The 24,764-nt window shown below is 68.3% G+C and carries 26 protein-coding genes; 14 read left to right on the top strand and 12 right to left on the bottom strand.

Features of this window, described 5'->3' with window-relative positions:
- Window positions 1-43 precede the first annotated feature (43 nt).
- Window positions 44-1,372 carry an MmgE/PrpD family protein gene (locus AC07PF_RS14645; RefSeq protein WP_494612366.1) on the top strand — a complete coding sequence of 443 codons (1,329 nt, stop codon included), beginning with the start codon at window positions 44-46 and terminating at the stop codon, window positions 1,370-1,372.
- A gap of 75 nt (window positions 1,373-1,447) precedes the next feature.
- On the opposite strand, the gene AC07PF_RS14640 is transcribed toward AC07PF_RS14645, so the two are convergent.
- Window positions 1,448-1,924, bottom strand: a complete 477-nt coding sequence (locus AC07PF_RS14640; protein WP_494612365.1) for an AraC family transcriptional regulator — start codon at window positions 1,922-1,924, stop codon at window positions 1,448-1,450.
- Window positions 1,925-2,043: 119 nt separating this feature from the next.
- Between AC07PF_RS14640 and AC07PF_RS14635 the strand changes: the two genes are divergently transcribed.
- From AC07PF_RS14635 to AC07PF_RS14620, 4 genes are all read left to right on the top strand, one after another.
- Entirely contained in the window at window positions 2,044-3,234 is a 1,191-nt protein-coding gene (locus AC07PF_RS14635; RefSeq protein ID WP_494609954.1) for an aminotransferase-like domain-containing protein, read from the top strand.
- Window positions 3,234-3,476, top strand: a complete 243-nt coding sequence (locus AC07PF_RS14630) for a SlyX family protein (RefSeq protein WP_494609955.1) — start codon at window positions 3,234-3,236, stop codon at window positions 3,474-3,476. Before AC07PF_RS14635 ends, AC07PF_RS14630 begins: the two co-directional genes overlap by 1 nt.
- Window positions 3,477-3,513: 37 nt before the next feature.
- On the top strand, window positions 3,514-4,194 hold the full coding sequence (locus tag AC07PF_RS14625) for a hypothetical protein (protein ID WP_494612364.1): 681 nt from the start codon (window positions 3,514-3,516) through the stop codon (window positions 4,192-4,194).
- A 71-nt stretch (window positions 4,195-4,265) separates the two neighbouring features.
- On the top strand, window positions 4,266-4,658 hold the full coding sequence (locus AC07PF_RS14620; protein WP_494609957.1) for a hypothetical protein: 393 nt from the start codon (window positions 4,266-4,268) through the stop codon (window positions 4,656-4,658).
- Window positions 4,659-4,674: 16 nt separating this feature from the next.
- Here the strand turns inward: AC07PF_RS14620 and AC07PF_RS14615 are convergent, their stop codons facing one another.
- On the bottom strand, window positions 4,675-5,310 hold the full coding sequence (locus AC07PF_RS14615) for a TetR/AcrR family transcriptional regulator (protein ID WP_494609958.1): 636 nt from the start codon (window positions 5,308-5,310) through the stop codon (window positions 4,675-4,677).
- Window positions 5,311-5,417: 107 nt separating this feature from the next.
- Between AC07PF_RS14615 and AC07PF_RS14610 the strand changes: the two genes are divergently transcribed.
- Window positions 5,418-7,502: an oxidoreductase gene (locus tag AC07PF_RS14610; protein WP_494612363.1), complete on the top strand. Its 2,085-nt coding sequence runs from the start codon at window positions 5,418-5,420 to the stop codon at window positions 7,500-7,502.
- A gap of 4 nt (window positions 7,503-7,506) precedes the next feature.
- Here AC07PF_RS14610 and AC07PF_RS14605 read toward each other — a convergent pair whose 3' ends face one another.
- Together AC07PF_RS14605 and AC07PF_RS14600 are read right to left on the bottom strand one after the other, a co-directional pair.
- Entirely contained in the window at window positions 7,507-8,685 is a 1,179-nt protein-coding gene (locus tag AC07PF_RS14605; RefSeq protein WP_494612362.1) for a DUF7832 domain-containing protein, read from the bottom strand.
- A 56-nt stretch (window positions 8,686-8,741) separates the two neighbouring features.
- Window positions 8,742-9,356, bottom strand: a complete 615-nt coding sequence (locus AC07PF_RS14600; protein WP_494612361.1) for a 3'-5' exonuclease — start codon at window positions 9,354-9,356, stop codon at window positions 8,742-8,744.
- A gap of 380 nt (window positions 9,357-9,736) precedes the next feature.
- Here AC07PF_RS14600 and AC07PF_RS14595 point away from each other — a divergent pair, with 380 nt between their 5' ends.
- The gene (locus AC07PF_RS14595) at window positions 9,737-11,068 is read left to right on the top strand and encodes a DUF2142 domain-containing protein (RefSeq protein ID WP_494612360.1); all 1,332 of its coding nucleotides are present in this window, start codon (window positions 9,737-9,739) and stop codon (window positions 11,066-11,068) included.
- 21 nt (window positions 11,069-11,089) lie between these two features.
- Here AC07PF_RS14595 and AC07PF_RS14590 read toward each other — a convergent pair whose 3' ends face one another.
- The 3 genes from AC07PF_RS14590 to AC07PF_RS14580 form a co-directional block, all read right to left on the bottom strand.
- A complete protein-coding gene (locus AC07PF_RS14590) occupies window positions 11,090-12,376 on the bottom strand; it encodes a sensor domain-containing diguanylate cyclase (RefSeq protein WP_007861606.1) in 1,287 nt (428 codons plus the stop codon).
- A 212-nt stretch (window positions 12,377-12,588) separates the two neighbouring features.
- Window positions 12,589-13,689, bottom strand: a complete 1,101-nt coding sequence (locus tag AC07PF_RS14585) for a M48 family metalloprotease (RefSeq protein ID WP_007861604.1) — start codon at window positions 13,687-13,689, stop codon at window positions 12,589-12,591.
- Window positions 13,690-13,718: 29 nt separating this feature from the next.
- On the bottom strand, window positions 13,719-14,312 hold the full coding sequence (locus AC07PF_RS14580) for a LemA family protein (protein WP_007861603.1): 594 nt from the start codon (window positions 14,310-14,312) through the stop codon (window positions 13,719-13,721).
- A 189-nt stretch (window positions 14,313-14,501) separates the two neighbouring features.
- On the opposite strand from AC07PF_RS14580, the gene AC07PF_RS14575 reads away from it, so the two are divergent.
- A complete protein-coding gene (locus tag AC07PF_RS14575; RefSeq protein ID WP_494612359.1) occupies window positions 14,502-14,849 on the top strand; it encodes a DUF6172 family protein in 348 nt (115 codons plus the stop codon).
- A 97-nt stretch (window positions 14,850-14,946) separates the two neighbouring features.
- Here the strand turns inward: AC07PF_RS14575 and AC07PF_RS14570 are convergent, their stop codons facing one another.
- Entirely contained in the window at window positions 14,947-16,260 is a 1,314-nt protein-coding gene (locus AC07PF_RS14570) for a DEAD/DEAH box helicase (protein ID WP_494612358.1), read from the bottom strand.
- Window positions 16,261-16,449: 189 nt separating this feature from the next.
- Here AC07PF_RS14570 and AC07PF_RS14565 point away from each other — a divergent pair, with 189 nt between their 5' ends.
- From AC07PF_RS14565 to AC07PF_RS14550, 4 genes are all read left to right on the top strand, one after another.
- The gene (locus tag AC07PF_RS14565; RefSeq protein WP_494609966.1) at window positions 16,450-16,941 is read left to right on the top strand and encodes a DUF2721 domain-containing protein; all 492 of its coding nucleotides are present in this window, start codon (window positions 16,450-16,452) and stop codon (window positions 16,939-16,941) included.
- 15 nt (window positions 16,942-16,956) lie between these two features.
- Entirely contained in the window at window positions 16,957-17,349 is a 393-nt protein-coding gene (locus AC07PF_RS14560; protein WP_494612357.1) for a translation initiation factor Sui1, read from the top strand.
- A 13-nt stretch (window positions 17,350-17,362) separates the two neighbouring features.
- A complete protein-coding gene (locus tag AC07PF_RS14555) occupies window positions 17,363-17,575 on the top strand; it encodes a DUF3820 family protein (protein WP_007861594.1) in 213 nt (70 codons plus the stop codon).
- A gap of 65 nt (window positions 17,576-17,640) precedes the next feature.
- Window positions 17,641-18,342, top strand: a complete 702-nt coding sequence (locus AC07PF_RS14550; RefSeq protein WP_494612356.1) for an SHOCT domain-containing protein — start codon at window positions 17,641-17,643, stop codon at window positions 18,340-18,342.
- Between the two features lie 4 nt (window positions 18,343-18,346).
- Here AC07PF_RS14550 and AC07PF_RS14545 read toward each other — a convergent pair whose 3' ends face one another.
- Window positions 18,347-19,189: a phytanoyl-CoA dioxygenase family protein gene (locus AC07PF_RS14545; RefSeq protein ID WP_494612355.1), complete on the bottom strand. Its 843-nt coding sequence runs from the start codon at window positions 19,187-19,189 to the stop codon at window positions 18,347-18,349.
- Between the two features lie 83 nt (window positions 19,190-19,272).
- Here AC07PF_RS14545 and AC07PF_RS14540 point away from each other — a divergent pair, with 83 nt between their 5' ends.
- Window positions 19,273-20,079 (top strand): AraC family transcriptional regulator, encoded by an 807-nt coding sequence (locus AC07PF_RS14540; protein ID WP_007861588.1) that lies wholly within the window; start codon window positions 19,273-19,275, stop codon window positions 20,077-20,079.
- Window positions 20,080-20,089: 10 nt separating this feature from the next.
- Here AC07PF_RS14540 and AC07PF_RS14535 read toward each other — a convergent pair whose 3' ends face one another.
- The 3 genes from AC07PF_RS14535 to AC07PF_RS14525 form a co-directional block, all read right to left on the bottom strand.
- Window positions 20,090-21,055, bottom strand: coding sequence for a DMT family transporter (locus tag AC07PF_RS14535; protein WP_145696255.1), 966 nt, complete (start codon window positions 21,053-21,055; stop codon window positions 20,090-20,092).
- Window positions 21,056-21,389: 334 nt separating this feature from the next.
- Window positions 21,390-22,406, bottom strand: a complete 1,017-nt coding sequence (locus AC07PF_RS14530) for a phosphotransferase enzyme family protein (RefSeq protein WP_494612354.1) — start codon at window positions 22,404-22,406, stop codon at window positions 21,390-21,392.
- 63 nt (window positions 22,407-22,469) lie between these two features.
- A complete protein-coding gene (locus AC07PF_RS14525; protein WP_494612353.1) occupies window positions 22,470-23,369 on the bottom strand; it encodes a LysR family transcriptional regulator in 900 nt (299 codons plus the stop codon).
- 111 nt (window positions 23,370-23,480) lie between these two features.
- Between AC07PF_RS14525 and AC07PF_RS14520 the strand changes: the two genes are divergently transcribed.
- Entirely contained in the window at window positions 23,481-24,746 is a 1,266-nt protein-coding gene (locus AC07PF_RS14520) for an alpha-hydroxy acid oxidase (RefSeq protein ID WP_494612352.1), read from the top strand.
- Window positions 24,747-24,764: the final 18 nt, after the last annotated feature.

Genomic DNA, 24,764 nt, shown 5'->3' with positions numbered 1-24,764 from the left:
CATGAAGTGCTTGAAAATCTGTCCCCCTGTCTGGAAACCTGAAATGCACGCTACAGAAATCTTTGCCCGGTATGCCACCGAGTTCCAGCGGCAACCGCTGCCTGGCGAGGTGATCCACCACGCCAAGCGCGCCGTGATCGATTGGTACGCCTCCCTGTTCCCGGGCCTGAACACGCCGCCCGTCGCGATCCTGGAGCAGACCCTTGTGGACGACCTGGACCGGGGGCGCGCCTTCCTCGGAGGCGGGCGTGCCAGCACCGCGCGCACAGCCGCACTCATCAACGGTGCTGCGGCGCATGCGGCTGAGGTTGACGACAGTTTTCGCGATGCGATGTACCACCCGGGTGCCGCCACCATTGCGGCCGCCTTGGCTGCGGGGCAGGACCTGGGCGTCTCGGGCCTTGATTTTCTGCGCGGCGTGGTGCTCGGCTACGAGGTGTCCACCCGCATCGGCGTGGTGATGGGCCGGCCCCACTACCAGTTCTGGCACAGCACCGGCACCGTGGGCAGCTTCGGTGCGGCGGCGGCAGTGGGCGGGCTCATGCGGCTCGATGGGCCTGCGTTCGCCCACGCGCTGGCAACCGCCGCGACCTTTGCAGCCGGGCTTCAGCAGGCCTTCCGCATGGACTCGATGTCCAAGCCCCTGCACGCAGGGCGCGCGGCCGAAGCGGGCTTGCTGGCCGCGCAACTGGCCTCGCGCGGCCTGACCGGATCGCTCGACGTGCTGGACGGGGAAACCGGTCTGGGGCAGGCCATGAGCAACGGCCCCGACTGGTCCCAGGTCGGCGCCACGCTGGGGCGGGACTTTCACATCACCCGCCTGACCTTCAAGAACCACATCGGGTGCGGCCACACCTTTGCAGCCATCGATGGCGCGCTGGAACTGCGGCAGCGTCACCACCTTCAGGCCGACCAGATCAAGAGCGTGCGGGTGGCGACCTACCGTCCTGCCCTCGACATCGCCTGCTACACCCGCCCCACCACGGCGAACGAAGCGCGCTTCAGCCTGAGCTACGTGGTGGCCACTGCACTGTCGCACGGCAGCGTTCGCCTGGCAGCCTACGAACCAGACCGCCTGGACGACCCCGCTACCCGCGCGCTGATGGAGCGCACAACGGTCGAGGTGGATCCGGTGCTCGATGCCGCCTTTCCTGGCCAGCGGGCTGCGCGCATCGACATCGAGACCGTGGACGGCCGCCGGCTCTCGCACTTTCAGCCCAACCGCAAGGGCGACCCGGAGCAGGCCCTCACGGACGCCGAGCTGGAAGGCAAGTTTCTGGAGCTGGCAGAGCCTGCCATCGGCCCGGCTCCGGCCCAGTCGCTGCTGGCCAGGCTTTGGGCGCTGGACGCAAGCGCAACCCTTGCGCCGTGATGGCTGGCGCGCCCTGGCATTTCGATGGGTCCGCGCAGGCTCATCTGTTCCGAAGCCACAGGCGGTAGGGGTGGATCAGGCTGCGCGCCTCACTGCCACATAGAGCCAGCATGCGAAAACTCCGGTCTCTGGGTCCATCGCAAAGTCCTCGCCATAGACCTCGATGGCCGGCCGGGCATCCAGCACCCATCCCTCGGGGATTTGCCCTGGGGCGCCCATGCCGGCCCAGGCCGCACCGATCTCGGCGCCCGTGCCTTCGAAGCGCTTGCACGCATAGTCGCCGCCCTCAAAATCCTGCACCTGTGCTTCGGTCCCCGTGCGCAGGCCCACGCCGACCTGCACGCAGGCGTCGTAGCGGCATTGCTCGGGTGGCGTGCAGGCCGGGTCGTTCAGGCTGATGCCATAGAACTTGGGGCGCGGATCGCTCAGGCGGTGCTCGGCGCACCACTGGCCAAAGCGCTCCCACAGCTGGCCCAGGGCCGGACCGTAGGGGCCCGTGTGGCGCATGTAGGCAAGGCGCATCTTCGGCAACTGGCGGATTTCCAGGGGCATGGCACATGTCTCCAGGGGAATTCTGTCGAAGGGCAAGTCTACGCTGCAGGAAACCTGCACGCCAATTGGCGACAATGGCGGATTCGCTGTCACCTACTGTCCAACCGGGATTCCACTCCATGCAATTCGCCGACCGCCTGAACAATGTAGAAACCTCCGCCATCCGCGAGCTGTTCAAGCTCCTGGGCAAGCCGGGCATCATCAGCTTTGCCGGTGGTTTCCCCGACAGCGCCATGTTCGACGTGGAAGGCATCCGCGAGGCCAGCAACCAGGCCCTGACGGAGGAGCCCGGCGCCGCGCTGCAGTACGGCGCCACCGAAGGCTACCAGCCCCTGCGCGAGCAACTGGCCGCCTTCATGGCCAGCAAGGGTGCCCAGGACCTGGCGCCCGAGAACCTGATCGTCACCACCGGCAGCCAGCAGGCGCTGGACCTGCTGGGCAAGACCCTGATCAGCCCCGGCGACAAGGTCATCGTCGAAGGCCCGACCTTTCTGGCCACCATCCAGTGCTTTCGCCTGTACGGCGCCGAACTCATCAGCGCCCCCATCGACGCCAACGGCGTGAAGACCGACGAGCTGGAAAAGCTCATCGCCGAACACAAGCCGAAATTCGTCTACCTGATCCCCACCTTCGGCAACCCCAGCGGCGTGATGCTGAGCCTGGAACGCCGCAAGCAGGTGCTGGAGATGGCCGTCAAGCACCAGACCCTGATCGTCGAGGACGACCCCTACGGCGACCTGTACTTCGGCGAAGCCCCGCCACCGAGCTTGCTCAATCTGTCGGCCAGCGTGCCCGGCAGCCGCGAGCTGCTGGCGCACTGCGGCTCCATGAGCAAGGTGCTCTCGCCCGGCCTGCGCGTGGGCTGGATGATCGCCCCTGCCGAGCTGCTGGCCAAGGCCACCATGTGCAAGCAGTTCAGCGATGCGCACACCAGCACCTTCGCCCAGGCCACGGCCGCCCAGTACCTCAAGGCCGGTCGCATGCCCGCCACGCTGGCCAAGGTGCGCAAGGTCTACGCCGAGCGCGCCCAGGCCATGGGCGATGCGCTGCGCAAGGAGCTGGGCGATGCCATCGAGTTCGTGCAGCCCCAGGGCGGCCTGTTCGTGTGGGCACGCCTGACCGGTGCCGGCGGCAAGGTCGCCGACGGCAACGTGCTAGCCAAGCGCGCCATCGAGAAGGGCGTGGCCTTCGTGCCCGGCACGCCGTTCTTCTGCGCCAACCCGGACAACGCAACGCTGCGCCTGTCGTTCGCGACGGCCGACGTGGAGAAGATCCGCGAAGGCGTGGCGCGCCTCGGTCAGGCCCTCTGATGGAGCCGACCTCGGTTCCGGACGCGAACCAGCAGCGCATCGTCGAGCGGCTGGAGAGCCTGGAGATCAAGGCCAGCTTCACCGAGGACCTGCTGGACCAGCTCAACCTGACCATCTACCGCCAGCAGGAGCTGATCGACCGGCTCACGCAGGAGGTCATCCAGCTGCGCCAGCAGGCGCCCGATGGCGGGGCCGGTGGCGCGGTGCGCAACCTGCGCGACGAACTGCCGCCCCACTATTGATGGAATGGGTGAGGCGGTCTGCCTCGCTCCGATGACCATGCCCAGTGCCCCTTTCTTTCCCCTGCTGACGGCAGCGCTTGCCCAGCACGCCGCTACGCTGAAGACCCTCCAGGCCCAGGTGGCCGAGATCGAAGACGAAGACACTGCAGAGGACTTCGAGGCTGCTTTCGAGGTGACCCACTATCCGCGCGAGGCGCCTGAGGCCATTGAGCGGCTGCAGGCCCGCATCGGCATGCCGGTGCCTGAGCCGCTCAAGGCGCTCTATGCGACGATGGGCGGCTTGCGCTTCCTCGACGGGTACCGCATGGCCCATATCGACTTGCTTGCCATCGGCGACCTGCTGTCGTGGGCCGACCGAGGCGACGTCGACCCGGCCTGGCCCAGCCTGATGGGTGCCTTGTGCACCTTCGGCAGCCGCGAGGAGTTCAGCGGATTGAAGCCCGATTCGCAGGAGGTGCTCACCCGGGAGTATGTGGTTTTCGGCTGGGCCCACCACCGCTACGAAGACCGCACGCTGCTGGTCTTCGATGCGCAGGGGGCGTTCCACAACGTGGTCTACGAGCACGAATGCGATGGCGACGAGTGGGTGGCGCGCTACCGGCCGGTCTGCCAGAAAACTCTGGCCGGCATTGGCCTGGACGGCATGCTCGCGGCCCACGTGGAGGCTGCGACGCGCCGCGTGCAGCGGCAGTTCGACGAAGGCGAGTACCTCGGATAGGGTTACCCGCACCTGGCCATGGCGGATATCATCGGCAGACAACGCAGCGCAAGCACCTGCAGGAGCGCGCCATGCCACCCTCCATTGCCCTGAAGCCTATCATCCTCGCCCTGTGCGGCGCAGGCGTGGCTCTGCACCTCTACACCGCCGTTTTCAAGGCCGAGGGCGGCATGGCCGCCATCGCTTTTCTCATCGGCCTGTTTCTCTGGTCGTGCACCCCCTACGCCGTCGCCGCAGTGTTGGCACGGGGGCGCCGTGCGGTGTGGGGGCTGGGGGCAGCTGCGGCTTGCCTTGCGGCAGACCTGTTCATGCACTACAGCGTCTTCATCGCCCCCAAAGGCTCGACGGCGGCACTCGGCCTGCTGTTCATGCCGCTGTGGAACCTGCTGATCGTCGGGCCGGCGGGTGCCTTGCTCTTCTGGCTCGCGTACCGCATATTGGGTCAGCGCAGCGCTGCGGGCTGAACCCGCAAACAGGCACTCAAGCCCGCACTGCCCGCCACGCCGCCGCCGCCAGTTCGCTGCGGTAGACATCCGGCGAGGGCAGGGCGCCCTGGCCGGCGCGCTCGGACAGCCAGGCGCGGCAGTAGCTTTGCACCGGACCCATGACCAGTGAAGGCATGAGCTCGCACGGCAGGTTGCGCAGTGCACCGCCCTGGCGGTGCGGCTCGAACCAGGCCACCAGCGCCTGGTTGCGGCCGCGTGCGGCCTCGGCCAGTTCGGCGCTGCGCGGGCCGGCGGCGACCGAGCCGCGTGCCTGGAACAGAAAGCGCGCCTGCACGGGCTGCGCCACCACCCAATCCAGGTAGCCGCTGACCAGGGCCTGCACGCCGGCCTCCACGCCGACGGACGCATCGAGCTGGTCCTGGATGCTGCGCGACTGTGTGTGGAAGATGTCGAAGAACAGCGCCGCGACGATGCCCTCCCTGCTACCGAAGTGGTGGTAGATGCTGCCCACGCTGGCACCGCAGCGCGCGCGCACACCGTCGATGGAGACCGCCTCCACCCCCGCCTGCGCCGCGCAGGCCAGGGCGGCGTTCAGGATCTCCTGGCGGCGGTCGGTAGCCTCGGCGGGCGGGGGGGAGGTGGTGCTCTTGGTGGAACTGCGACTTGCCATGGAAGTGCATTTTAGAATAAAGTTCTAGAAAAATATTCTAGAAATGCTGTACAGGTGTTTCTGGCTGCATCTTCAACCCTATGGCGCCCCCACGCGCCCTTTCGACCATGAAATCCATCGCCAGCGAGCTGCCGCCCGGCCACGCCCTGTACCCCCACCTGCTCGCTCCGCTGGACCTGGGGTTCACCCAGATCAAGAACCGCGTGCTCATGGGCTCCATGCACACCGGGCTCGAAGATGCGCGCGACCTCTCGCGCATGGCGGCCTATTTTCGCGAGCGGGCCGAGGGCGGGGTGGGGCTGATCGTGACGGGGGGCTTTGCGCCCAACATCGCGGGCTGGACCAAGCCGTTTGCGGGCACGCTATCCACGGCCGGTGCCGCGCGCCGCCACAAGGTGGTGACCGAGGCCGTGCACGGGGCGGGCGGCAAGATCGCGCTGCAGATACTGCACACCGGCCGCTATGCCTACCATCCGCTGGCGGTGGCGCCCTCGCGGCTGCAGTCGCCGATCACGCCGTTCACGCCGTTCGCGCTGTCGGCCGGCGGGGTGGAGCGGCAGATCCGCGCCTTCGTCAACTGCGCCCAGCGTGCGCGCGAGGCCGGGTACGACGGGGTGGAGGTCATGGGCTCCGAGGGCTACCTGATCAACCAGTTCCTCTCGGCCGCCACCAACCGGCGCACCGATGCCTGGGGCGGCGACTACAGCCAGCGCATGCGCCTGCCGGTGGAGATCCTGGCGCGCATGCGCGAGGCTGTGGGGCCTGACTTCATCATCATCTACCGCCTGTCCATGATCGACCTGGTGCCCGGCGGCAGCGCCTGGGACGAGATCGTCACCCTGGGCAAGGCCGTGGCCACGGGCGGCGCCAGCATCGTCAACACCGGCATCGGCTGGCACGAGGCGCGCATACCGACCATTGCCACCAGCGTGCCGCGCGCGGCCTTCGCCTGGGTCACGCAGAAGATGAAGGCCGAGTTCGCGGCGGCCGGCATTGCCACGCCGCTTGTCACCTCCAACCGCATCAACACGCCCGAGGTGGCTGAAGCAGTGCTGGCCGATGGCTGCGCCGACATGGTCTCCATGGCGCGCCCGCTGCTGGCCGACCCGGCTTTCGTGAACAAGGCGGCCGAGGGCAAGGCCGACCGCATCAACACCTGCATCGCCTGCAACCAGGCCTGCCTGGACCATGTGTTCAAGGCCAAGACCAGCAGCTGCCTGGTGAACCCGCGTGCCTGCCACGAGACCCTGCTGGTCTACAAGCCCCTGGCGCCGCAGCAAAAGCCCAAGCGCATCGCCGTGGTGGGCGCAGGCCCGGCGGGCCTCACGGCCGCCACCGTGGCGGCCGAGCGCGGGCATGAGGTGCATCTGTTCGATGCCGCCGAGGCCATCGGCGGCCAGCTCAACATGGCCAAGCAGGTGCCGGGCAAGGAGGAGTTCCACGAGATGCTGCGCTACCTGGCCACGCGCGTGCAGGACACGGGCGTGCACCTGCACCTGGCCACGCCCGTGCAGGCGGCCGACCTTGCGGGCTACGACGAGGTGGTGGTCGCCACGGGCGTGAGCCCGCGCGACCCGAAGATTCCCGGGCAGGAGCACCCCAAGGTGCTCAGCTACATCGACGTGCTGCGCCATCGCAAGCCCGTGGGCGAGCGCGTGGCTGTGATCGGTGCCGGCGGCATCGGTTTCGACGTGGCGGAGTTCCTGGTCCATGAAGGCCACTCCACCACGCTCCATCTCTCCGCCTGGCAGGCCGAGTGGGGCATCACCGACCCGGCCGAGGCACGCGGCGGCCTGGCCCCCAAGGGCCCGCAGGTGACGCCGCCGGCGCGCCAGGTCACGCTGCTGCAGCGCAAGAAGGGCAAGCTCGGCGAAGGCCTGGGCAAGACCACGGGCTGGATCCACCGCACCACGCTGAAGATGAAGCAGGTGCAGATGGTGGGCGGCGTGAACTACGAGCGCATTGCCGACGAGGGCCTGCTCGTCTCCTACGGCGAGCAGCGCGAGGACCCGACCTGGATCCCCTGCGACACCGTGGTGCTGTGCGCCGGCCAGCTGCCGCTGCGCACCCTGGCCGACGAGCTGCTGGCGCTGGGCAGAAAGCCCCATGTGGTGGGCGGTGCGCTGGAGGCGGGCGAGCTCGACGCCAAGCGCGCCATCGACCAGGCAGCGCGCCTCGCAGCGGCACTCTGAGCTTTTACGCGCGGGTGTTCCGTTCCCGCACCAGGTGGATGTGCGCCATCAGGTTCGGGTAGAACATGCGCGAGCCCGGGGCCTGCGGGTCGCTGCCCAGGGCCTCGAGCTCGTCGCACAGTTCTCGGATGCGCGGGTTGCCTGCTGCCTCCGCGGTGGACAGCACGAGGCGGTTGTACGGGTCGGTGTAGAGGATGGACTCCGACAGCGGGCGCGTGCAGCGCACGGCATCGAGGCCCTGCACCGTGGCCAGCTGGCTCAGCAAGGGGCCGAGCACGGTTTCGCAGCGCTGCGCCAGTTGGAGAGCGGTCTTCGCCAGGCCCTGGGGTCCGCGCAGCACGAGCGCGGTGTTGCCATCGCCATCGTTCTCCACGAGCAGGTCCGGGTCGCCGCGCAGCCAGTGTGGCAGGCGCAGGAGGGCGGTGTAGGGCAGGGGGCTCTCGGGCGTGTCGTTGAAATACTCGGGCAGGCCATGATCGCGGATGCGCTCGGCCACCGCGTCCAGGCGCGATGCCACCGTCAGCGCCAGCGTGAGGGTGTTCTGCGGCGTCGACCTGACCACGACGAGCAGCCAGTGCTTGCCGCCAGGGAAATCACTGCAGTACAGGTGTCCTACGCGCTCAGGTGAGGGCGCATCGGTCATCTCGGGCTCGTTGACCGGGTCGTGCACAAAGCCCTTGGCCTGCATGAAGGGCTGCAGGGCGCGCAGCACGGCCGAGTACACGCCGTCCAGGGCGGGCAGCACCGGCCATGCCACCTGGTCGCGCAGTGCGCGCCAGTCCTGCAGGCGTCGGTTCAGCACCAGGGCCAGGCGGTCGTAGTTGTGCCAGTTGCCGCGCACGCTGCACGAATCGTCGAGGTCATGCCCGGTGCGGCTGAATTCGCCTGCAAACACGGCGTCGAAGTCGTCGTTGAACTGCGCCGTGTAGTAGTGCTCGGTGAAGGCCAGGCCCTCGCCGTTCACGTCCTGCGTGCCGAACTTGCCGTCGCAGGCATCGAACAGAAAGTCCGCGCAGGACATGCGCCGTGCGCGCAGGTCGTCCAGGTAGCCGTTGACACCCTCGCCGCCGAGTCCGCGCAGGGTGAGCCAGGCGAGGTACATCCCGATGCGCGTGCCCGCGGCCTCCTTGGGCAGATCGGTCTGGAAGTCGATGAAGTAGTAATCCGCGGAGTCGAAGATCATGGATGGCCGCTGGTGCAGGAATTTTCCTGCCGCAGTGTAGCGATGCCGCAGATGCCTCACGTGCCTGCCGGCAGGCCCAGTGCGTGGTACACGCGCGCCGCCGCATAGGCATCGTTGGCGGCGTACACCAGCTGCGACTCGGTGAGCTTCGGGTTGGCCCAGTTGGAGGTGGCGGCCTTCTTGGACTTGATGAAGCGCTGGTTGAACAGCACGGCCACCGCGCCCTTGACGCCCATGTCCTTGCGGTAGCCTTGCTGGCGGAACACGTGGTTGAGCTCCAGCACGCCCTCGGGCACCACGCCCAGCTTGGCCTGTATGCGTTTCTTGTCGTCGCCCAGGCCGAATCCCGCCTTGGTCACGCCGGGGCGGGCCAGCAACTGGGCCACCAGGTGGCGGCAGTCGCGGTCGTGCAGCTGGAACACCCAGGCCTTGTGGAGCGTTGACAGCTGCACCACGTGCGGGCCGTCGGAGACCTCGCCCTGCACGAAGGTGGGCTTGGACTCGGTGTCGAAGCCCCAGGCCGTGCTGGCGGCCAGCTCCTCGCCGGCCTGGTGGGCCTGTTCGGCGGTGGTCACCAGGGCAATGCGGTCGGGCCCCAGTCGTTCGAAGGGGGCCAGCAGTGCGATCTCTTCCTTGCCGGGTGTGGCGCGTGCGGTGTGTGGGGGGCTCATGGGCTATTGTAGAAATGATTCCAAATGCAAGTGCGATTGCAGGAGGCTTCCCTGCCTGCCATCATGTTCCGGTTCCCGGTGGCTGCGGGTTGGTGGCCCCGGGCCGCCACGGTACAAAACCTCTGTTCTGGTGATGTAGGTCACGCCTGACGCGCAATTGAGCGCTGCACGCCATCAAGCCGACGGCCTGCGTGGCTAAGATCTTTCTTGCCAGCCGGGATCGTCGCTGTCTGTTTTTTTCTTGAAGACTGTTTTTATTGTTTTTGCGCCCTGACCTTTCCGGCTGGCCTCGTATGTTCTCCCTGGAGGGGAGGGGGAAAGCCGGTCTGCGTACCTTGCGCACGGCGTGGTTTGCGCTGGGTTTTGCGATTGCCTGCGGCATGATGCAACTGATTCCGGCCTTCCAGTCGCCCGATGAGATCGTGCACCTGCTGCGGGCCGACATGGTGGCCCACGGCCAACCGCTGCTCACGGGCCAGGAGCCCGGCGTGCAGGGCCGCACGGGGGGCTGGGTGGACATCCATTTCTTCCAGTTCTCGCAGTGGATGCAGAAGATCGTGGGACCGCACCGGGACACGAGCCTGTCGCCGGCATGGCTCATGAGCGAAGCGACGCGGTTCGACTGGATGGACGATGAGGTCTTCGTCAACGCGGCGGCCACAGGCTATTACGCCCCCTTCATCTACCTGCCGCATGCGCTGGGGCTCAAGCTGTCGCGGGAGCTCGATCTTTCCATGGGCCACAGCTACCAGCTCACCCGCATGCTGGTCACCCTGCTGGTGTTCGGCCTGGTCTTCTGGGCCTGGCAGATCGGGCGGCCCTCCTTGCTGGTACAGGCCCTGGTGCTGATGCCCATGGCGCTGTTCCAGATCATCTCGCCCACCATCGACGGGCTGTGCTTTGCGCTGGCGCTGCTGGTGCTGTCCCTGTTTCTGCTGCAGTGGCAAGAGGGCAAGGCCACGCGCTGGCAGGCTTTCGCGTTCTATGGCGCCATCTTCCTGTTGGTCACCTCGCGCACCAACCTCATTCCCATCGTGCTGCTGCCCCTGGTGCTGCTGCTTCGGCACAGGTCCTGGCAGCGGCTGGCGGCAACGGCCACCCTGCTGGCAGCCAGCGCCGGGTGGACCCTGTACGGAATGATCCACACCCAGGACGGCCGCGTGGTGCGTGCGCTCTCCACGGGGCAGATCATCGGCGCCTACCTGCGCGAGCCGGTGGAGTTCCTGCGCCTGGTGGGGCGGACCATCGCCGATCCGTTCCAGGGCCATCTGATCGCCTCATCGTTCGTGGGCAACCTGGGCTGGGCCGACGCGCCGATTCCCCGCTTTGCCCTGGCCACCATCGGCTGCGGCCTGCTGCTGGCGGCCCTCCTGACCGTGGCGGCAACCCGGTACCAGAAGGCCGATCTCGCCATCCGTGCCACGCTGGTGCTTGCCGCCCTGGGCAGCGCGATGCTGGCCTTCTTTGCGCTCGCCGTGACCTGGAACCCCTATCCCGTACGCGTCATCGAGGGCCTGCAGGGGCGGTACTTCATCATCCCCGCCATGCTGCTGGCGGCCGCCCTGGGGCCCGTGCGCCTGGCGCCGGTAGAGTCTCCACCGCTCCCCATTCACCGGGCATTCGTCCTGCTGTATGCCATTTTCTGTCTGGGGGTGCTGGCCACCACGCTGCAGGGGCGCTATGGCATGGGCGCGGCGGTGTTCGATTTCTAGGCCCCTGGTGCGGCCGGCCGCTCAATAGCCCGGGCTGTCCAGGTCGGCATCGGCCAGTGCAATCCGGTCGCGCCCCTCGCGCTTGGCCTGGTAGAGCGCCTGGTCAGCCCGGTCCAGCAGGTCGCGCAGGCTGCGGTCGCTGCCCCTGAGCGTGCCCAGGCCCATGCTGGCGGTGATGCGGTAGCGGTGGCTGGCGCCTGCATCCATGCCTGCCAGCTCCAGCGTGCGCACGCAGTTGAGCAGCCGCACGGCCACCTCATGGCCCTGGGCCAGCGTGGTGCCCTGCAACAGCACGCCGAATTCCTCGCCCCCCAGGCGGCCCACCGCATCGCCGGGGCGCAGCCCTTCCATCACGGCGCGGGCAAAGGCCACCAGGGCGCGGTCGCCTTCCAGGTGGCCGAAGCGGTCGTTGATGGACTTGAAGTGGTCCACGTCCAGCATCAGCAGGGTGAGCGGCGTGCCATGCTCGCGCGCCGCGTGGTAGGCGGCTTCGGCCGTTTCCAGGAAGGCGCGGCGGTTGGCCATGCCGGTCAGCATGTCGGTGGTGGCCAGGCGGTGCAGTTCGCGCTCGAGGTTCTTGCGCTGCGTCACGTCGCGGTAGATGCCCTCCACCCCGGCAAACTGGCCCTGGTGGTCGTAGAGGGCGTGGCTGCTGATGGAGATGTCGATCACCACGCCGTCGCGCCGCACCATCTGCCCCGGAAAGTCGGCGACCTCGCCCTTTTCCTGGATGGCGGCCTTGAAGGCGTCGCGGTCCTTGCTCTGCGGGTAGTACGACTCGGCCGTGCGGCCCTCGATCTCGTGCGGCTCGTAGCCCAGCACGCGGCGCACCCCGGGCCCCACGTGCTGCACCACCCCCAGGGCGTCGGTGCGGTAGTACACATCCTGCATGTTGTCGAACAGGCGCCGGAAGTTGTGCTCGCTTTCGCGCAGCTGGTCCTGGATCTCGCTCTGGTGCGTCATGTCCATGCCGCACATCAGCAGGGCCGGTGCGCCCTGCCATTCAATGGCCACGCTGGCCACCAGCACCATGCGCAGCTGGCCCTTGTCGGTGCGCACGCGGAACTCGGAGGACTTGTTGGGCCGCCCCGCGTGGTCGGGCTGTTTCACGCGCTCGATGCGCTGGCTGGAGCGCGCCTTGTCCATGGGGTGCACGAAGTGGCCCAGGATGCGGCCCAGCAGGGCCTGCTCGCTGTCGGCCTCCAGCAGGGCCACGCCAGCCGCATTGGCCCGCAGAATGGCCCCGGCCGGCGTCACCACCAGTGCCGCTGCGGGCAGCAGTTGCAGTAGTTCCTCGTCGTGGTGCATGCGTGTTTGTAACAATACGTGTTGTTGCATTGTGGCACCGGGTTCCCAAAACGCCAGCAACTGTTTGCAATGGTCGATGGCGGGTGCGGGTTTCCCGCACGCCTCTCGGGGGCGCAGGAAACCCGAGGGTCGCCGAAGACGCCCATCGGCTGCGTAGGCCGACGCCGCGTTTGCGCACCGGGGCCGCCGGTGGGCCTGCAGGGACGGTTGCGTCAGGTAAAGCGCGCGAACGGGTCCACCAGGGACGCGATGGTCGGTGCCCCCGGTACCACGCCAGTGGCCGCGCTGCCGCGCCGCGCGGACTCGGGCTCCACGGTCACGGGCGATACCGCCAGCGGCTGCATCGGCCGGCCATAGACACGCCGCACCCGGTCTTCGAGCGTGGGGTGGGTGTCGAGCCGGCGCTCCAGCCGGCTGCCGCCTTCCACGTCCACCAGCAGCATGTGCTGCACCGAAGGCAGGGCCAGACCGGTGTGGCGGTGGTCCTGGGCGTAGCCGGCGGGGGTGTCGCGGTGCTGGCCCATCACCTTGCGCAGCACGCCGCCCAGGCCCTCCTTGCTGCGCGTCCACTGCACGGCGCGGGCATCGGCCAGGTACTCGCGCTGGCGCGAGACGGCGGCCTTGAGCATGCGCCCCGTGAGCCAGCCGGCAAAGCCTGCCAGCATGATGGCCGAGCCGAACCACCAGGCCAGGCCGCGCCGCTCGCGCAGCGTGTCGCCAAAGTTGTAGACCAGCTCCAGCCCGAACACCATGCCGGCCAGCTGCATCTTCAGGCGCGTGTCGCCCTCGTGCAGGTGGCTCAGCTCGTGGGCCACCATGCCCTGCAGCTCGTCGCGGTCGAGGTAGTCGAGCGCGCCCTGCGTGACGGCGACCACCGCATCCTTCTCGTCCCAGCCGGCGGCAAAGGCGTTGATGGCGTCGACGCGCGGCACCACCATCACCTGCGGGCGGCGCATGTTGGCGGCAATGCACAGCTCATCGACGATGTTGGCCAGCCGCTGCTCGGCGTGCGAGATCGAGGGCCGCAGCTCGCGCGCGCCGGCGCGCGTGGCCAGCCTGACGCCGCCGGCCCGCAGGTTGGATGTTTCCACCCACCAGCCGCCCAGGATGAGCATCAGCGACACGCCCACGTTGACGGCCAGAAAGCCCGCAGGGTAGGGCAGGTTGCCGGGCAGCACAGCCGCCATCAGCAGCCAGGCCACCACCAGCGCCCCGTGCACGGCGGCCACCAGCAGCGCCACGGCGATGGCAAAGCCCAGCAGCAGACGGCGCGTTTCGCTGCGCGCGTTCTCTTGTTGGTTCCAGAATTTCATGGGTCAGCCCTCGCGGTTGCGCGGACTGCTCAGAACTGGACTTTGGGCGTGCTGCGCTCCTCGGCGCTTTGTGTCGATTCGAGCATGGGCGAGCTCACGAAACCCAACAGGCGCGCCACGACCAGGTCGGGGAACTGCTGGGCCTTGTCGTTGAACTCCAGCACCTGGTCGTTGTAGGCCTGGCGCGCAAACCCCAGGCGGTTCTCGGTGCTGGTGAGTTCTTCGCTCAGCGATTGCATGGAAGCATCGGCCTTGAGGTCAGGGTAGGCCTCGGCCAGGGCCATCAGCCGGCCCAGGCTGCCGCCGAGCACACCCTCGGCCGTGGCCAGCGCACCCAGCGCGCTGGCACTGGCCGGCGTTGCACGGGCCGCGGTGGCTGCGGTCTGCGCGTTGCCGCGCGCCTTGACCACGGCCTCGAGCGTGGAGGCCTCGTGCGCCATGTAGCCGCGCGCCACCTCCACCAGGTTGGGGATCAGGTCGTAGCGCCGCTTGAGCTGCACGTCGATCTGTGCGAACGCGTTGGCAATGCGGTTGCGCAATTGCACGAGGCGGTTGTAGATCACGATGGCCCATACGAACACGACCACCAACACCGCCGACAAAATCCAGCCTCCAGTAGACATGGTGCACCTCCGTTGTTATGAATTTGATTGCGGTCCATCTTATAGAGCGCGTTTGTGGAACTGGTCGATAGCTGAAATCTGCAAGGGAATTGCGTCCGGCCCCTCGGTGTGCCACGATACAAGGTTGCCCTGTGCTGGTGTTTTCATGGCGCTTGGGCGGCAGGAGGTAGGCAAGAGGTACCATCGCCCATGCGTAAAACTTATCCATTGCACGTTGAAGGCAAGAACCCGGACCGGGTTCTGGAGGCCATCAAGCACGACATCCGCAAGTACATCAAGCGCGAACGGCGCCGCGACATCCCCGCAGGCGCGGACTTCTGGGACTTCGATTGCCAGTTCGGCACCACCAAGGAAGCGGCCACCGTGGTGCACCTGTCGGCCCTTACCGGGCTGATCAACGGCGTGGCGGCCGAGGGCGGCCAGCAGTTCTACGTCGAGATCCTGGCCAAGCCGGGCAAGCGCACCGCGCGGCCTGCGGGCGAGCACGACGATGCCAACGATGGCATGGGCGCTGAAGACGACGACAGCGAAGATTGAGACACCACGTGGCTTGGGGCTGAAAGCTTCGCCCCCCGAACCGGCAGCCGGCTTGCCCCTTGCGGGGCGACCGGCTTTTTTTACGCCCGCAGGCGGTTCATTCGGGCTTGGGCGGCTTCTTGCCCAGGGGGCGCGCGGCTTCGGCAGCTGCCTTGGCTTCGGCCTCGGCTGCGGCGGCGCGCAGCTTGTCCTTCTTGCTCGGGCGGCGGCCCTTGATGCCACCGGTGCCGGGCTCGCCAGGGGCTGCCGGGGCAGGCGCTGGTGCCACTTCGGTCGGCTCGAAGCCGGCAATGGTTTCCAGCGGCAGGTTCAGGCCCTGGCGCTTTTCGATCAGCTTGAAATGCGCCGTGGCCTCGGGCGTGACGAAGCTCACGGCCACGCCGCTCTCGCCCGCGCGGCCGGTGCGGCCGATGCGGTGCACATAGTCGTCGGCCGAGCGCGGCAGGTCGTAGTTGACCACCGCAGGCAGCTGCGCAATGTCGATGCCGCGCGCGGCCAGGTCGGTGGTCACCACCACCTGCCAGCGGTCGTCCTTGAACTCCTGCAGCACCTGCTTGCGCGAACCCTGGCTCAGGCCGCCGTGGAAGGGGCTGGCGAAGATGCCGGCCTTGTAGAGCTTTTCGGCCACGTGCTCGGCCGCGTACTGCGTGGCCACGAAGACCAGCACGCGCGTCCATCCGTGCTCCTTGAGCAGGTGGCGCAGCAGCTGGGTACGGCGCTTGTCGTCCACCGCGATGGCGCGCTGCGCGATGTCGGGCGTGTGGTCTGGCGTGGCGGCAATCTCCACGCGCACGGGCTGGCGCAGCAGGTCGTCGGCCAGGGCCTGCACCGCCTCTGGAAAGGTGGCCGAGAAGAACAGGTTCTGCCGCCTGGCCGGCAGCAGCGCCAGCACGCGCTGCAGTTCCTCGGCAAAGCCCAGGTCCAGCAGGCGGTCGGCCTCGTCCAGCACCAGGTGGGCCACCTGGCCCAGCTTGACGGCGTTGTGCTCCACCAGGTCGAGCAGGCGGCCCGGTGTGGCCACGATGACGTCGGCTCCGCCGCGCAGGCCCATCATCTGCGGGTTGATGGAGACACCGCCGAACACCACGGCCACCTTGGGGGGCTGCTGCAGGTGGCCGGCCAGGTCGCGCAGCACCTCGCCCACCTGGGCCGCCAGCTCGCGCGTGGGCACCAGCACCAGGGCGGTGACGTGGCGTGATGCCTGGCCGGTGGTGCCCAGCTGCACCGCCTGCAGCAGCGGCAGCCCGAAGGCCGCCGTCTTGCCCGAGCCGGTCTGCGCGATGCCCAGCAGGTCCTTGCCATCCAGGATGGCCGGGATCGCCTCGGTCTGGATGGGCGTGGGCGCCGTGAAGCCCAGGGCCTGGGCGGCATGGGCAAGGGCAGGGGAGAGACCGAGGGCGGCAAAGGGCATGGGCAAGGCAGCCTGTGCACGGGGCACGGCCGCAAATGAAAGGGGTGGTCGCAGCCCGCGCGGGCTGTCTGGATGCCCCGATTGTCCTGCATCGGGGTTGTGGCGCGTGAAAAGGGGCGATTTGCCATGCCGCCATGCGAACCCCGTGCGCAGATAATCGGGCGGCCCGCATACACGCTACATCCCCCTATGGCCATCCCCACCGATCCCTCCGCCATCACCCACGGCATCCAGCTCGCGGTGGCGCCCGTGTTCCTGCTCACCGCCGTCTCCGGCATGATCGGTGCCGTGGCCGGCCGGCTGGCGCGCATCATCGACCGCGCCCGCGTGGTGGAGGACCGCGCCCGCGCCAACAACGACCCCGAGTACACCGCGCGTGCTTACGCCGAGCTGGGCGACCTGCGCCTGCGCGGCCGCCTGGCCAATGGCTGCATTGCGTTGCTGACCTTCTGCGCCTTTCTCATCGGCATCACCATCATCCTGCTGTTCCTTGGTGAAACCCTGGACTACCAGGCCAACCGCCTGGCCATCGGCGGTTTCCTGGCCGGCGTGGCCTCGTTCCTGCTGGCGCTGGTGTGCTTTCTGGCCGAGACGGTGATGGCCACGCGCCTGCTCAACTTCCACATGCTGCAGAACGAGCTGGGTGCAAACCCGGCCGACAAGCCCAAAGAGCCGCAATAGACAGACAACAAGCACATGGCACCCGCTCCCAAGAAATCCCTGTCCGACCTTGCCAGCCTGGGCGGCCTGGTCTACTCCACCGACGCGGGCCGCATGTGCCCCGAATGCCGCCAGCCGGTTGCCCAGTGCGTGTGCAAGGAACTGGCCAAGAATGCCGTGCCCGCGGGCGACGGCATCGTGCGCGTATCGCGCGAGACCAAGGGCCGTGGCGGTAAGGCCGTCACCCTGGTCAAGGGCGTGCAGGTGGATGCCGCCGCGCTCGACCAGCTGGGCAAGCAGCTCAAGGCTGCCTGCGGCAGCGGCGGCACGGTGAAGGACGGAGTGATCGAAGTCCAGGGCGACCATGTGGACCGCGTGATGGCCGCGCTGCAAAAGCTCGGCCACAAGGTCAAGCGCGCGGGCGGCTGAGGGAGCAAGCGCGATGGACGCCGAAAAGCTGCAGAAGCTGGTCACGATGGAGATGCCCTACGGCAAGCACAAGGGCACGCTGCTGGCCGACCTGCCGGGCAACTACCTCAACTGGTTTGCGCGCGAAGGGTTCCCGAAGGGGGAGTTGGGACAGTTGCTGGCGCTGATGCATGAGATCGACCATAACGGCTTGTCGGATCTGCTGAGGCCGCTGAGGGGGCGATAAGGGCCGGGCTGGCGTAGCGCAGGAAAAGGCGTCCTTGAACGCTGGCATCCGTCGGAGGGAGAGCTATGGGATTCATGATTGGGGTGTTGGTCTTCGTCTTTATCTGTACCGTCGTGCACCTGATGTACAGGCCCGAGCGGACCGAAGTCGTGCCTGGTCCGAACTTGGAGAGTGCCGACGGATTTGTTGCCACCCAGCAGGTCGATGGGTGTGACGGTGTGACCGGTATCGCCATCGATGAGGCGCACAAAAAACTGCGGCTGATCAGCTACCACCGCGCTGGAGCTGCCGGTATTGACCAAGGCGGGGCTTTTGGTGCCGAAGAGGGACACGGCTTTGGCCCGGACCAGGATTGGGTCCATAGCGTCGATGTCGGTTATGGCGACATCCTGTCGGCAGAGGTGCTCGACGACTTTGCCCTTGCAGGGGATCGCATCGGTCTTGCCATCATGCGCGTGCAATTGCGCAACAGCTTGAAGAACACGTCCATTCCAACCCATAGCCTTGTTTTCCTGGAGTCCACCTTCCATGCGAACAGGGCTTTGTACGAGGCAGCCTTGCACAAGGCACGCCACTGGCTTGGTGTTCTGGAGGCTGCGGCCCACGAGGGCGGGCGTCCTGACGCGCCAAGCCCGGCGGATGGGGCATCCGCACCTTCGTCAGTACCTTCTGTTTCCGATGAACTCCGAAAGCTCGCCCAGTTGCGCAACGAGGGCGTGCTGACCGAACAGGAATTCCAGCAGCAAAAAGCCAGGCTGCTGGCCTAGGGACTCAGCTCGCCTGCTGCCACAGCACCGGAAACAGCGGGTGTTCCATGGCCGCTCCCGCCGGCAACGCATCCACCAGCCCCGGAAAATCTGGCGAGGTCTTCCAGCGCCGCGGCGCATGGGTGATGTCGTCGCCGATCATGCGCACCGAGAACACGCGGCGCCGGCGCCCGGGCTCCAGGCCGGCAGAGGCGTGCAGCGTGAGCATGTTGAAGGCAATCGCGTCGCCCGGCTCCACCGCCCAACCGCGGATGTCGTAGGCCGCGCGGTCGGCCTCGATGTCGGGCAGGTCGGCCAGGGCGCCTTCGGGGAACCACTTGGCTTCGTTGGACATGAAGGTGCGCGGCATGAGCCAGGGGCCGCGGTGCGAGCCGGCCACCAGCTCCAGCGTGGAGGCACGCGAGACCGGGTCGACGGGGATCCAGAAGCTCACGTTCTGGCTGCCCTCGATGTTGTAGTAGGGCTGGTCCTGGTGCCAGGGCGTGCGCTGGCGCGTGCCCGACTCCTTGGTGAGCATGTGGTCGTGGTACAGGCGGATGGTGCTGCTGCCCGTGAGCCTGGCCGCGATCTCGGCCAGGGCGGATTGCGAGATCACGTCCCAGTAGGCGGGTATCTCCTGCCAGTTGCAGAAGTCCTCGATGAAGAAGCCCGGGTCGTCGGCGCGGCTGGCCACCTTGGCGCGCGGGCTGGGGGCGGCCAGGTTGGCATCGATGCCCTCGCGCAGCCGCTCGACCTCGGCAGGCCGCAGCACGCCGCGCAGGCAGACCACGCCATCGCGGGCGAACTTCTCGGCCATGGCGCTGGCGGGGGACTGTGCGTCGAATTCGGTGGGGTGGTTGGTCAGCATGGTTTCGTCTCCTGGGGCTGTACGGCAGAATCAGTCTAAATTGACGCGATTCAATCAAATACGCCTGTTCGGACAAGCAATCGATGAAGCCAGACAAGATGAAGCACCCGAAGGCCGCCTGCAAGCCGTCTGCCGCACCGGCGGCCATGGCACCACCGATGCTGTTCAAGGTGGTGCACCTGCAGCCGGGCGGTGCCGACCCGGCCGACAGCCATGCCGCGGGGCAGTTCGTGCACGCACTGTCCGGCGTGATCGAGGTGGGCATGGGCGGGCAGGTGTTCCTGGCGCCGCCGCAGTACGGCGTGTGGATACCGCCGCACCTCGAGCATGTGTCGAGCAACCGGCACGAGGCCAGCTACGCCACCGTCTATGTGGCCGAGGGCCTGTGTGCCACGCTGCCGCGCCAGCCCTGCACCATGGTCATCAGCCCCTTGATACAGGCGGTGCTGGACACCTTGCGCGCGCGCCAGATCGCTGCACCGCGGAGTGCGCCCGAGCAGCGCCTGTTCGAGGTGCTGCTGGACGAACTGCGCGTGGCGCCCAGCCACGACAGCTACCTGCCCCTATCCCAGGACCCCCTGCTCGGCCGCGTGCTGGAAGCGCTGCTGGCATGCCCCTGGGATGGCCGCTCGCTGGCCGAATGGGCGGCCACGGTGCACACCACCGAGCGCACCCTGGCGCGGCGCTGCGAGCGCGACCTGCACATGCCCTTTGGCGAGTGGCGCCAGCGCCTGAAGGTGGTGCGCGGCATCGCGCTGCTGGAGGCCGGCCGCGCGGTCAAGGACGTGGCGCTGGAGCTGGGCTACAGCGCGCCCTCGGCCTTCATCACCATGTTCCACAAGCAGCTGGGCATGACGCCGCAGGCCTATTTGCGGCAAAAGACCTGTTGACGGAGAGCGCTCAGGTCTTTGCGGCGCGCGTCTTCGGCGCGATGAAGCCGGTGGACAGCCCCACGCCGCAGACGATGACGGCCGCGCAGACCAGCATCCACTGCGTGATGCGCTCGTCGAGAAACACCACCCCGTAGAAGGTGGCGAACACCGGCAGCAGGAAGGTGACGGTGAGCGCGCGCGCAGGGCCGGCGCGCTCGATCAGCCGGAAGAACAGGAAGTAGGCCACGCCCGTGCACAGCACGCCCAGCGCCGCGATGGCCAGCCAGGCGCGCATCGAGGGCATGTGCTGGGGCCAGTACATGATGGCCGGCACGGCCAGCAGCAGGGCCGCGCCGATCTGACTGCCGGTGGCCGTGGCCAGGGGCGGCACCCCGGTGAGGTAGCGGCGCGTTGCGCTGGCGGCAATGCCATAGCACAGGCAGGCCAGCAGGCAGGCGCCGATGGCCCACAGGGCCGCGTTGTGGTTGCCCGCGCCGTCGCCATCGCGCAGCCCGGCACTGCCGCTGGCCAGCATGACCACGCCGATGAAACCGATGGCCAGGCCCACCAGGCGCCAGCCGCTGGGCCGCTCGCGGAACCAGACCCACGCCACCAGGGCCCCAAACATCGGCGCCGTGGCGTTGAGCACCGCCGCCAGGCTGCTGTTGATGGTGAGCAGCGCAAAGCTGAACAGCGCGAACGGCAGGCCCGAATTGAAGACACCCAGGGCCATGCTGGCCTTCCAGTGCTGGACCAGCGCGGCCCCCTGTCCGCGGAACATCATGAGGGGAAACAGGAAGACGGCACCGATGCTGACGCGGGCCGCCGCCGTGGGCAGCGCCCCGAACTCGGCGGCGCCCATGCGCATGAACAGAAACGACGCCCCCCACAGTGCCGCCAGCAGCACCAGGTCGACGACCCAGGCTTTGGCGCCGTGGGTCGGTTGCGGGGACTGCGTGTCCGCAGGGGAAGAGATGGCTGTCTTGTTGTTCATGGATGTCACTTGTTGCCCGGGTCTCAGCCTCTCATTGGGCGCCAGATCGATCGTGCCATTGATGCTATTTGTTCACCAATGGGCCCCGTCTCGCTCATCAATCGCGCGGCCGGGAGGCGGGCGCATTGTGCGAGGAACGCCGGGCCTTTGGCAAGGGCCGCAGGTGCGCCACGGGCCATGCACGCCACGGCGAAAGCGTGAACTACTTCACACCCGTTTTTGGGGGGCCAGGGCTATGATTTCCCCGTCGATCCACCCGTGGTCGGCGCCTCCCTTGTGCAAGCAAGTTGCCCGCCTCGTGCGGGCTTTTTTTGCGGGGTGCGGCCGAGGCTGCTCACTCAGGGGTCTTGAACGACTCCCAGTACTCCATGATCTTGAGCACCTGGCGCAGCTGGCTGGTCGGCATGGTCTGTGTGCCCCAGGTGGCATGGCGCCCGGCCGTCTCGCCCATGATCCAGAAATGCCGCACGTTCAGGAAGGCGGCAATCGCCTCGAAGTCTGCCTCTCCCAGTGCGCGCACGCTGCGGTAGCCCGCCAGGTAGCGGCGCCAGCGCGTGAGCCCGGCCTCGTCGAGCGCGCCGCCCACCTTGCGCGGCAAGGTGTTCCACAAGTACACGCACAGCTCATAGGCCAGCAGCCCCGGGCCCGCATCGTCGAAGTCGAAGAACGAGGCCAGGCGCGTGCCGTCGGGGCCGTCGGTCATGAAGTTGTTGGCGCCGTGGCAGTCGCCATGGCAGGCCACGCGGGTCAGCGAGGGCAGCAGGGCGCTGATGCGCGCGTCCAGGCGCCCGGCCAGGGCCGTGTACGCGGCGCGCAGGCCATCGTCCATGGCCGGCGCTGCGCACAGCTGTTGCAGCGGGGCGCGCAGCAGGTCGGGCAGGTCGAGCTGGTACCGGCTGGGCGGGCCCGCGTAGCCCTGCGCCAGTTCATGCAGCAGGGCTAGGCCGCGGCCCGTGGCCTCGGTGTCCGGCACGGACTCGCCCGGCCACTCGCCCGAAAGGTGCTCGAACAGCACCAGCGGGCGCGGCCCCTCGGGCAGCGGCAGGGCGATGCTGGCCGCACCGTCGCGCGCGGCCAGCGGCGCTGCCACGGGGCCCCCTGCGGCCTTCAGGTGCCAGAGCATCGCCGTCTCATAGGCGGTATTGGGTGCACCGCGCGGACGGTCGGCGCACAGCCGTGCCACGGCCTGCCGGCCGTCGGCAAAGCGCAGTTCGTACACCTGGTTGAAGCCGCGCCGCATCAGCACGCAATGGGTCACCTCGCCCAGGGCGTAGTGCTCCATCACCTCGCGAGCGATGGCGCCCCCCGTGGGGGTGGACTGGGCGATGTCGATTGAGGCAGCGGTGGTCATGGGCAGGGCGTGCGGCGTGGAGGGCCGGCGATTCTGCCTGAAGTCAGGGCGCCATGTGGGCGCTCAGAACACACTGCCCGCCACCGTGAAGTCTGCCTCGCGCACCGCAATGTCGCGCAGCGCCGCCACCAGCGGCCGCAGGTCATCGCGCCGGTGGTGCAGCGCGTAGTCCAGCAGGCCCAGCGGCACGCGGCTGGGCAGCTGTTGCAGCACGCCGCGCCCGCACAGCGCCTGCGCCCAGCCCAGGGGCAACAGGCCGATGCCGCCGCTGTGCGCCAGCAGGCCGGCAATGGCGCCCCAGTGGTTGCAATGCAGGCGGCGCACAGGCTGGGCGCCGGCCTGGCGCAGCCAGTCGTCGATGAGCTGGGTCACGCCCGAGCCCTGGGGCAGGCTGACCAAGGCGTGGGCCTTCATGGCGTTGGCATCCATGGCCGCCAGCCCCGCAGCCACCGCAGGGCTGGCGCACCAAGTGAATGTGGCCTGGGCGATGGGCACCGAGGTGAGTGCGCTGCGGCTTGCGGGCCCGGCGATCACCGCCACGTCGAGCTCGCCCTTGTCCAGCCGCTCGGTCAGGGCGGCGCCCACGTCCACATGCACGCTGACTTCCAGGTCGGGGTGGGCGCTGGCGATGGCGGCGACCAGGCGCGGCAGCCAGGTCAGGGCGGTGAGTTCGCCCACGCCCAGGCGGCAGGGGCCGCGCAGGCCGGTGGTGGTGCCCATGGCCTGGTGCAGGCGGTCGGCCTGTTGCAGCAGTGCGCCCGCCAGGGGTACGAGGCGCGTGCCCGCCTCGGTCAGCGCGGCGCGGTGGCCGGCGCGGTCGAACAGCACCTGGCCCAGCGAGGCCTCCAGCTCGGCGATGCGCTTGGACAGGGACGATACCGACAGGTGCACGCGGTCGGCCGCCATGGCAAAGCTGCTGCAGGTGGCAGCCCAGTAGAAGGCTTCGAGTTGCTTGAGCGTCATGGCCTGGGTGTTTCTATTTGGCGAACAAGGTGATGTTAATAAATTCGCTTTCTTGATGGGTTGGGATGCTGGACACTGGCTTTCGGCTTTCACTTCCATGAAACTTCCGCAATGCCCTCTCCCTCCGCTCCAGCCATCAGTCCCTGGCAAGCCTTCGACGGCACGCGCCGCAGCGGGCGCACGCGCAACCTGCTGTCGCTGGGCGACTTCGAGGCCGCGGCCCGCCGCGTGCTGCCGCGCCCGATCTTTGGCTACATCGCCGGCGCGGCCGAGGACAACCGCGCCCTGGCCGACAACCGGCAGGCCTTCGACGAGCTGGCGCTGGTGCCGAGGGTGCTGCGCAACGTGGCCCAGCGCGACCAGGGCGTCACGCTGTTCGGCACGCGCTATGCCAGCCCCTTCGGTATTGCGCCCATGGGCATCACGGCGCTGTCGGCCTACCGGGGCGATCTGGTGCTGGCGCGGGCCGCGGCTGCGGCGGGCATACCCGCAGTGCAAAGCGGCAGCTCGCTGATCCGGCTTGAGGAGGTGATGGCGGCCGCGCCCGGCACCTGGTTCCAGGCCTACCTGCCGGGCGCGCCCGAGCGCATCGAGGCGCTGCTGCAGCGCGTGGCCGCAGCCGGTGTGCAGACCCTGGTGGTCACGGTGGACATCCCGGTGGCCGGCAACCGCGAGAACAACCTGCGTGCGGGCTTTTCCACCCCCCTGCGGCCCAGCCTGCGCCTGGCGTGGGACGGGCTGGTGCGTCCGCGCTGGCTGGCGGGCACCTTGCTGCGCACGCTGGTGCGCCATGGCATGCCGCACTTCGAGAACTCGTTTGCCGAGCGCGGCGCGCCCATCCTGTCCTCGCGCGTGCAGCGCGACTTCTCCGGGCGCGACCACCTCGACTGGGGCCACATCGCGCAGATCCGGCGCCAGTGGCGCGGGGCCATGGTGGTCAAGGGCATCCTCAGCCCGCACGATGCCGCGCTGGCGCGCCAGAACGGGGTGGACGGCATCGTCGTCAGCAACCACGGCGGCCGCCAGCTCGATGGCGCCGTGGCCCCGCTGCGCGTGCTGCCGGCCATTGCCGAGCAGGCTGGTAGCGCCATGGTGGTGATGCTGGACGGCGGCATCCGCCGCGGCACCGACGTGGCCAAGGCCCTGGCGCTGGGCGCGCAGGCCGTGTTCGCGGGCCGGCCCTTCAACTACGCCGCCGCCGTGGATGGCGAGGCCGGCGTGGCCGCAGCCATCGGCCTGCTGCGTGCGGAGGTGGACCGCAACCTGGCCCTGTTGGGTGTCTGCTCCTGCGCCGAGCTGGGCCCGCAGCACCTGGTGGACCGGCGCACGCCCTGGCCGCTGGCGCTGCAGCCTGCCGGATCGAATCACCCCCTCTGACCGCCGACGGCTGCACAC

It is taken from the genome of Acidovorax sp. GW821-FHT10A04 (assembly GCF_059415825.1).
This window is presented reverse-complemented; position numbering and strand designations above follow the sequence as displayed.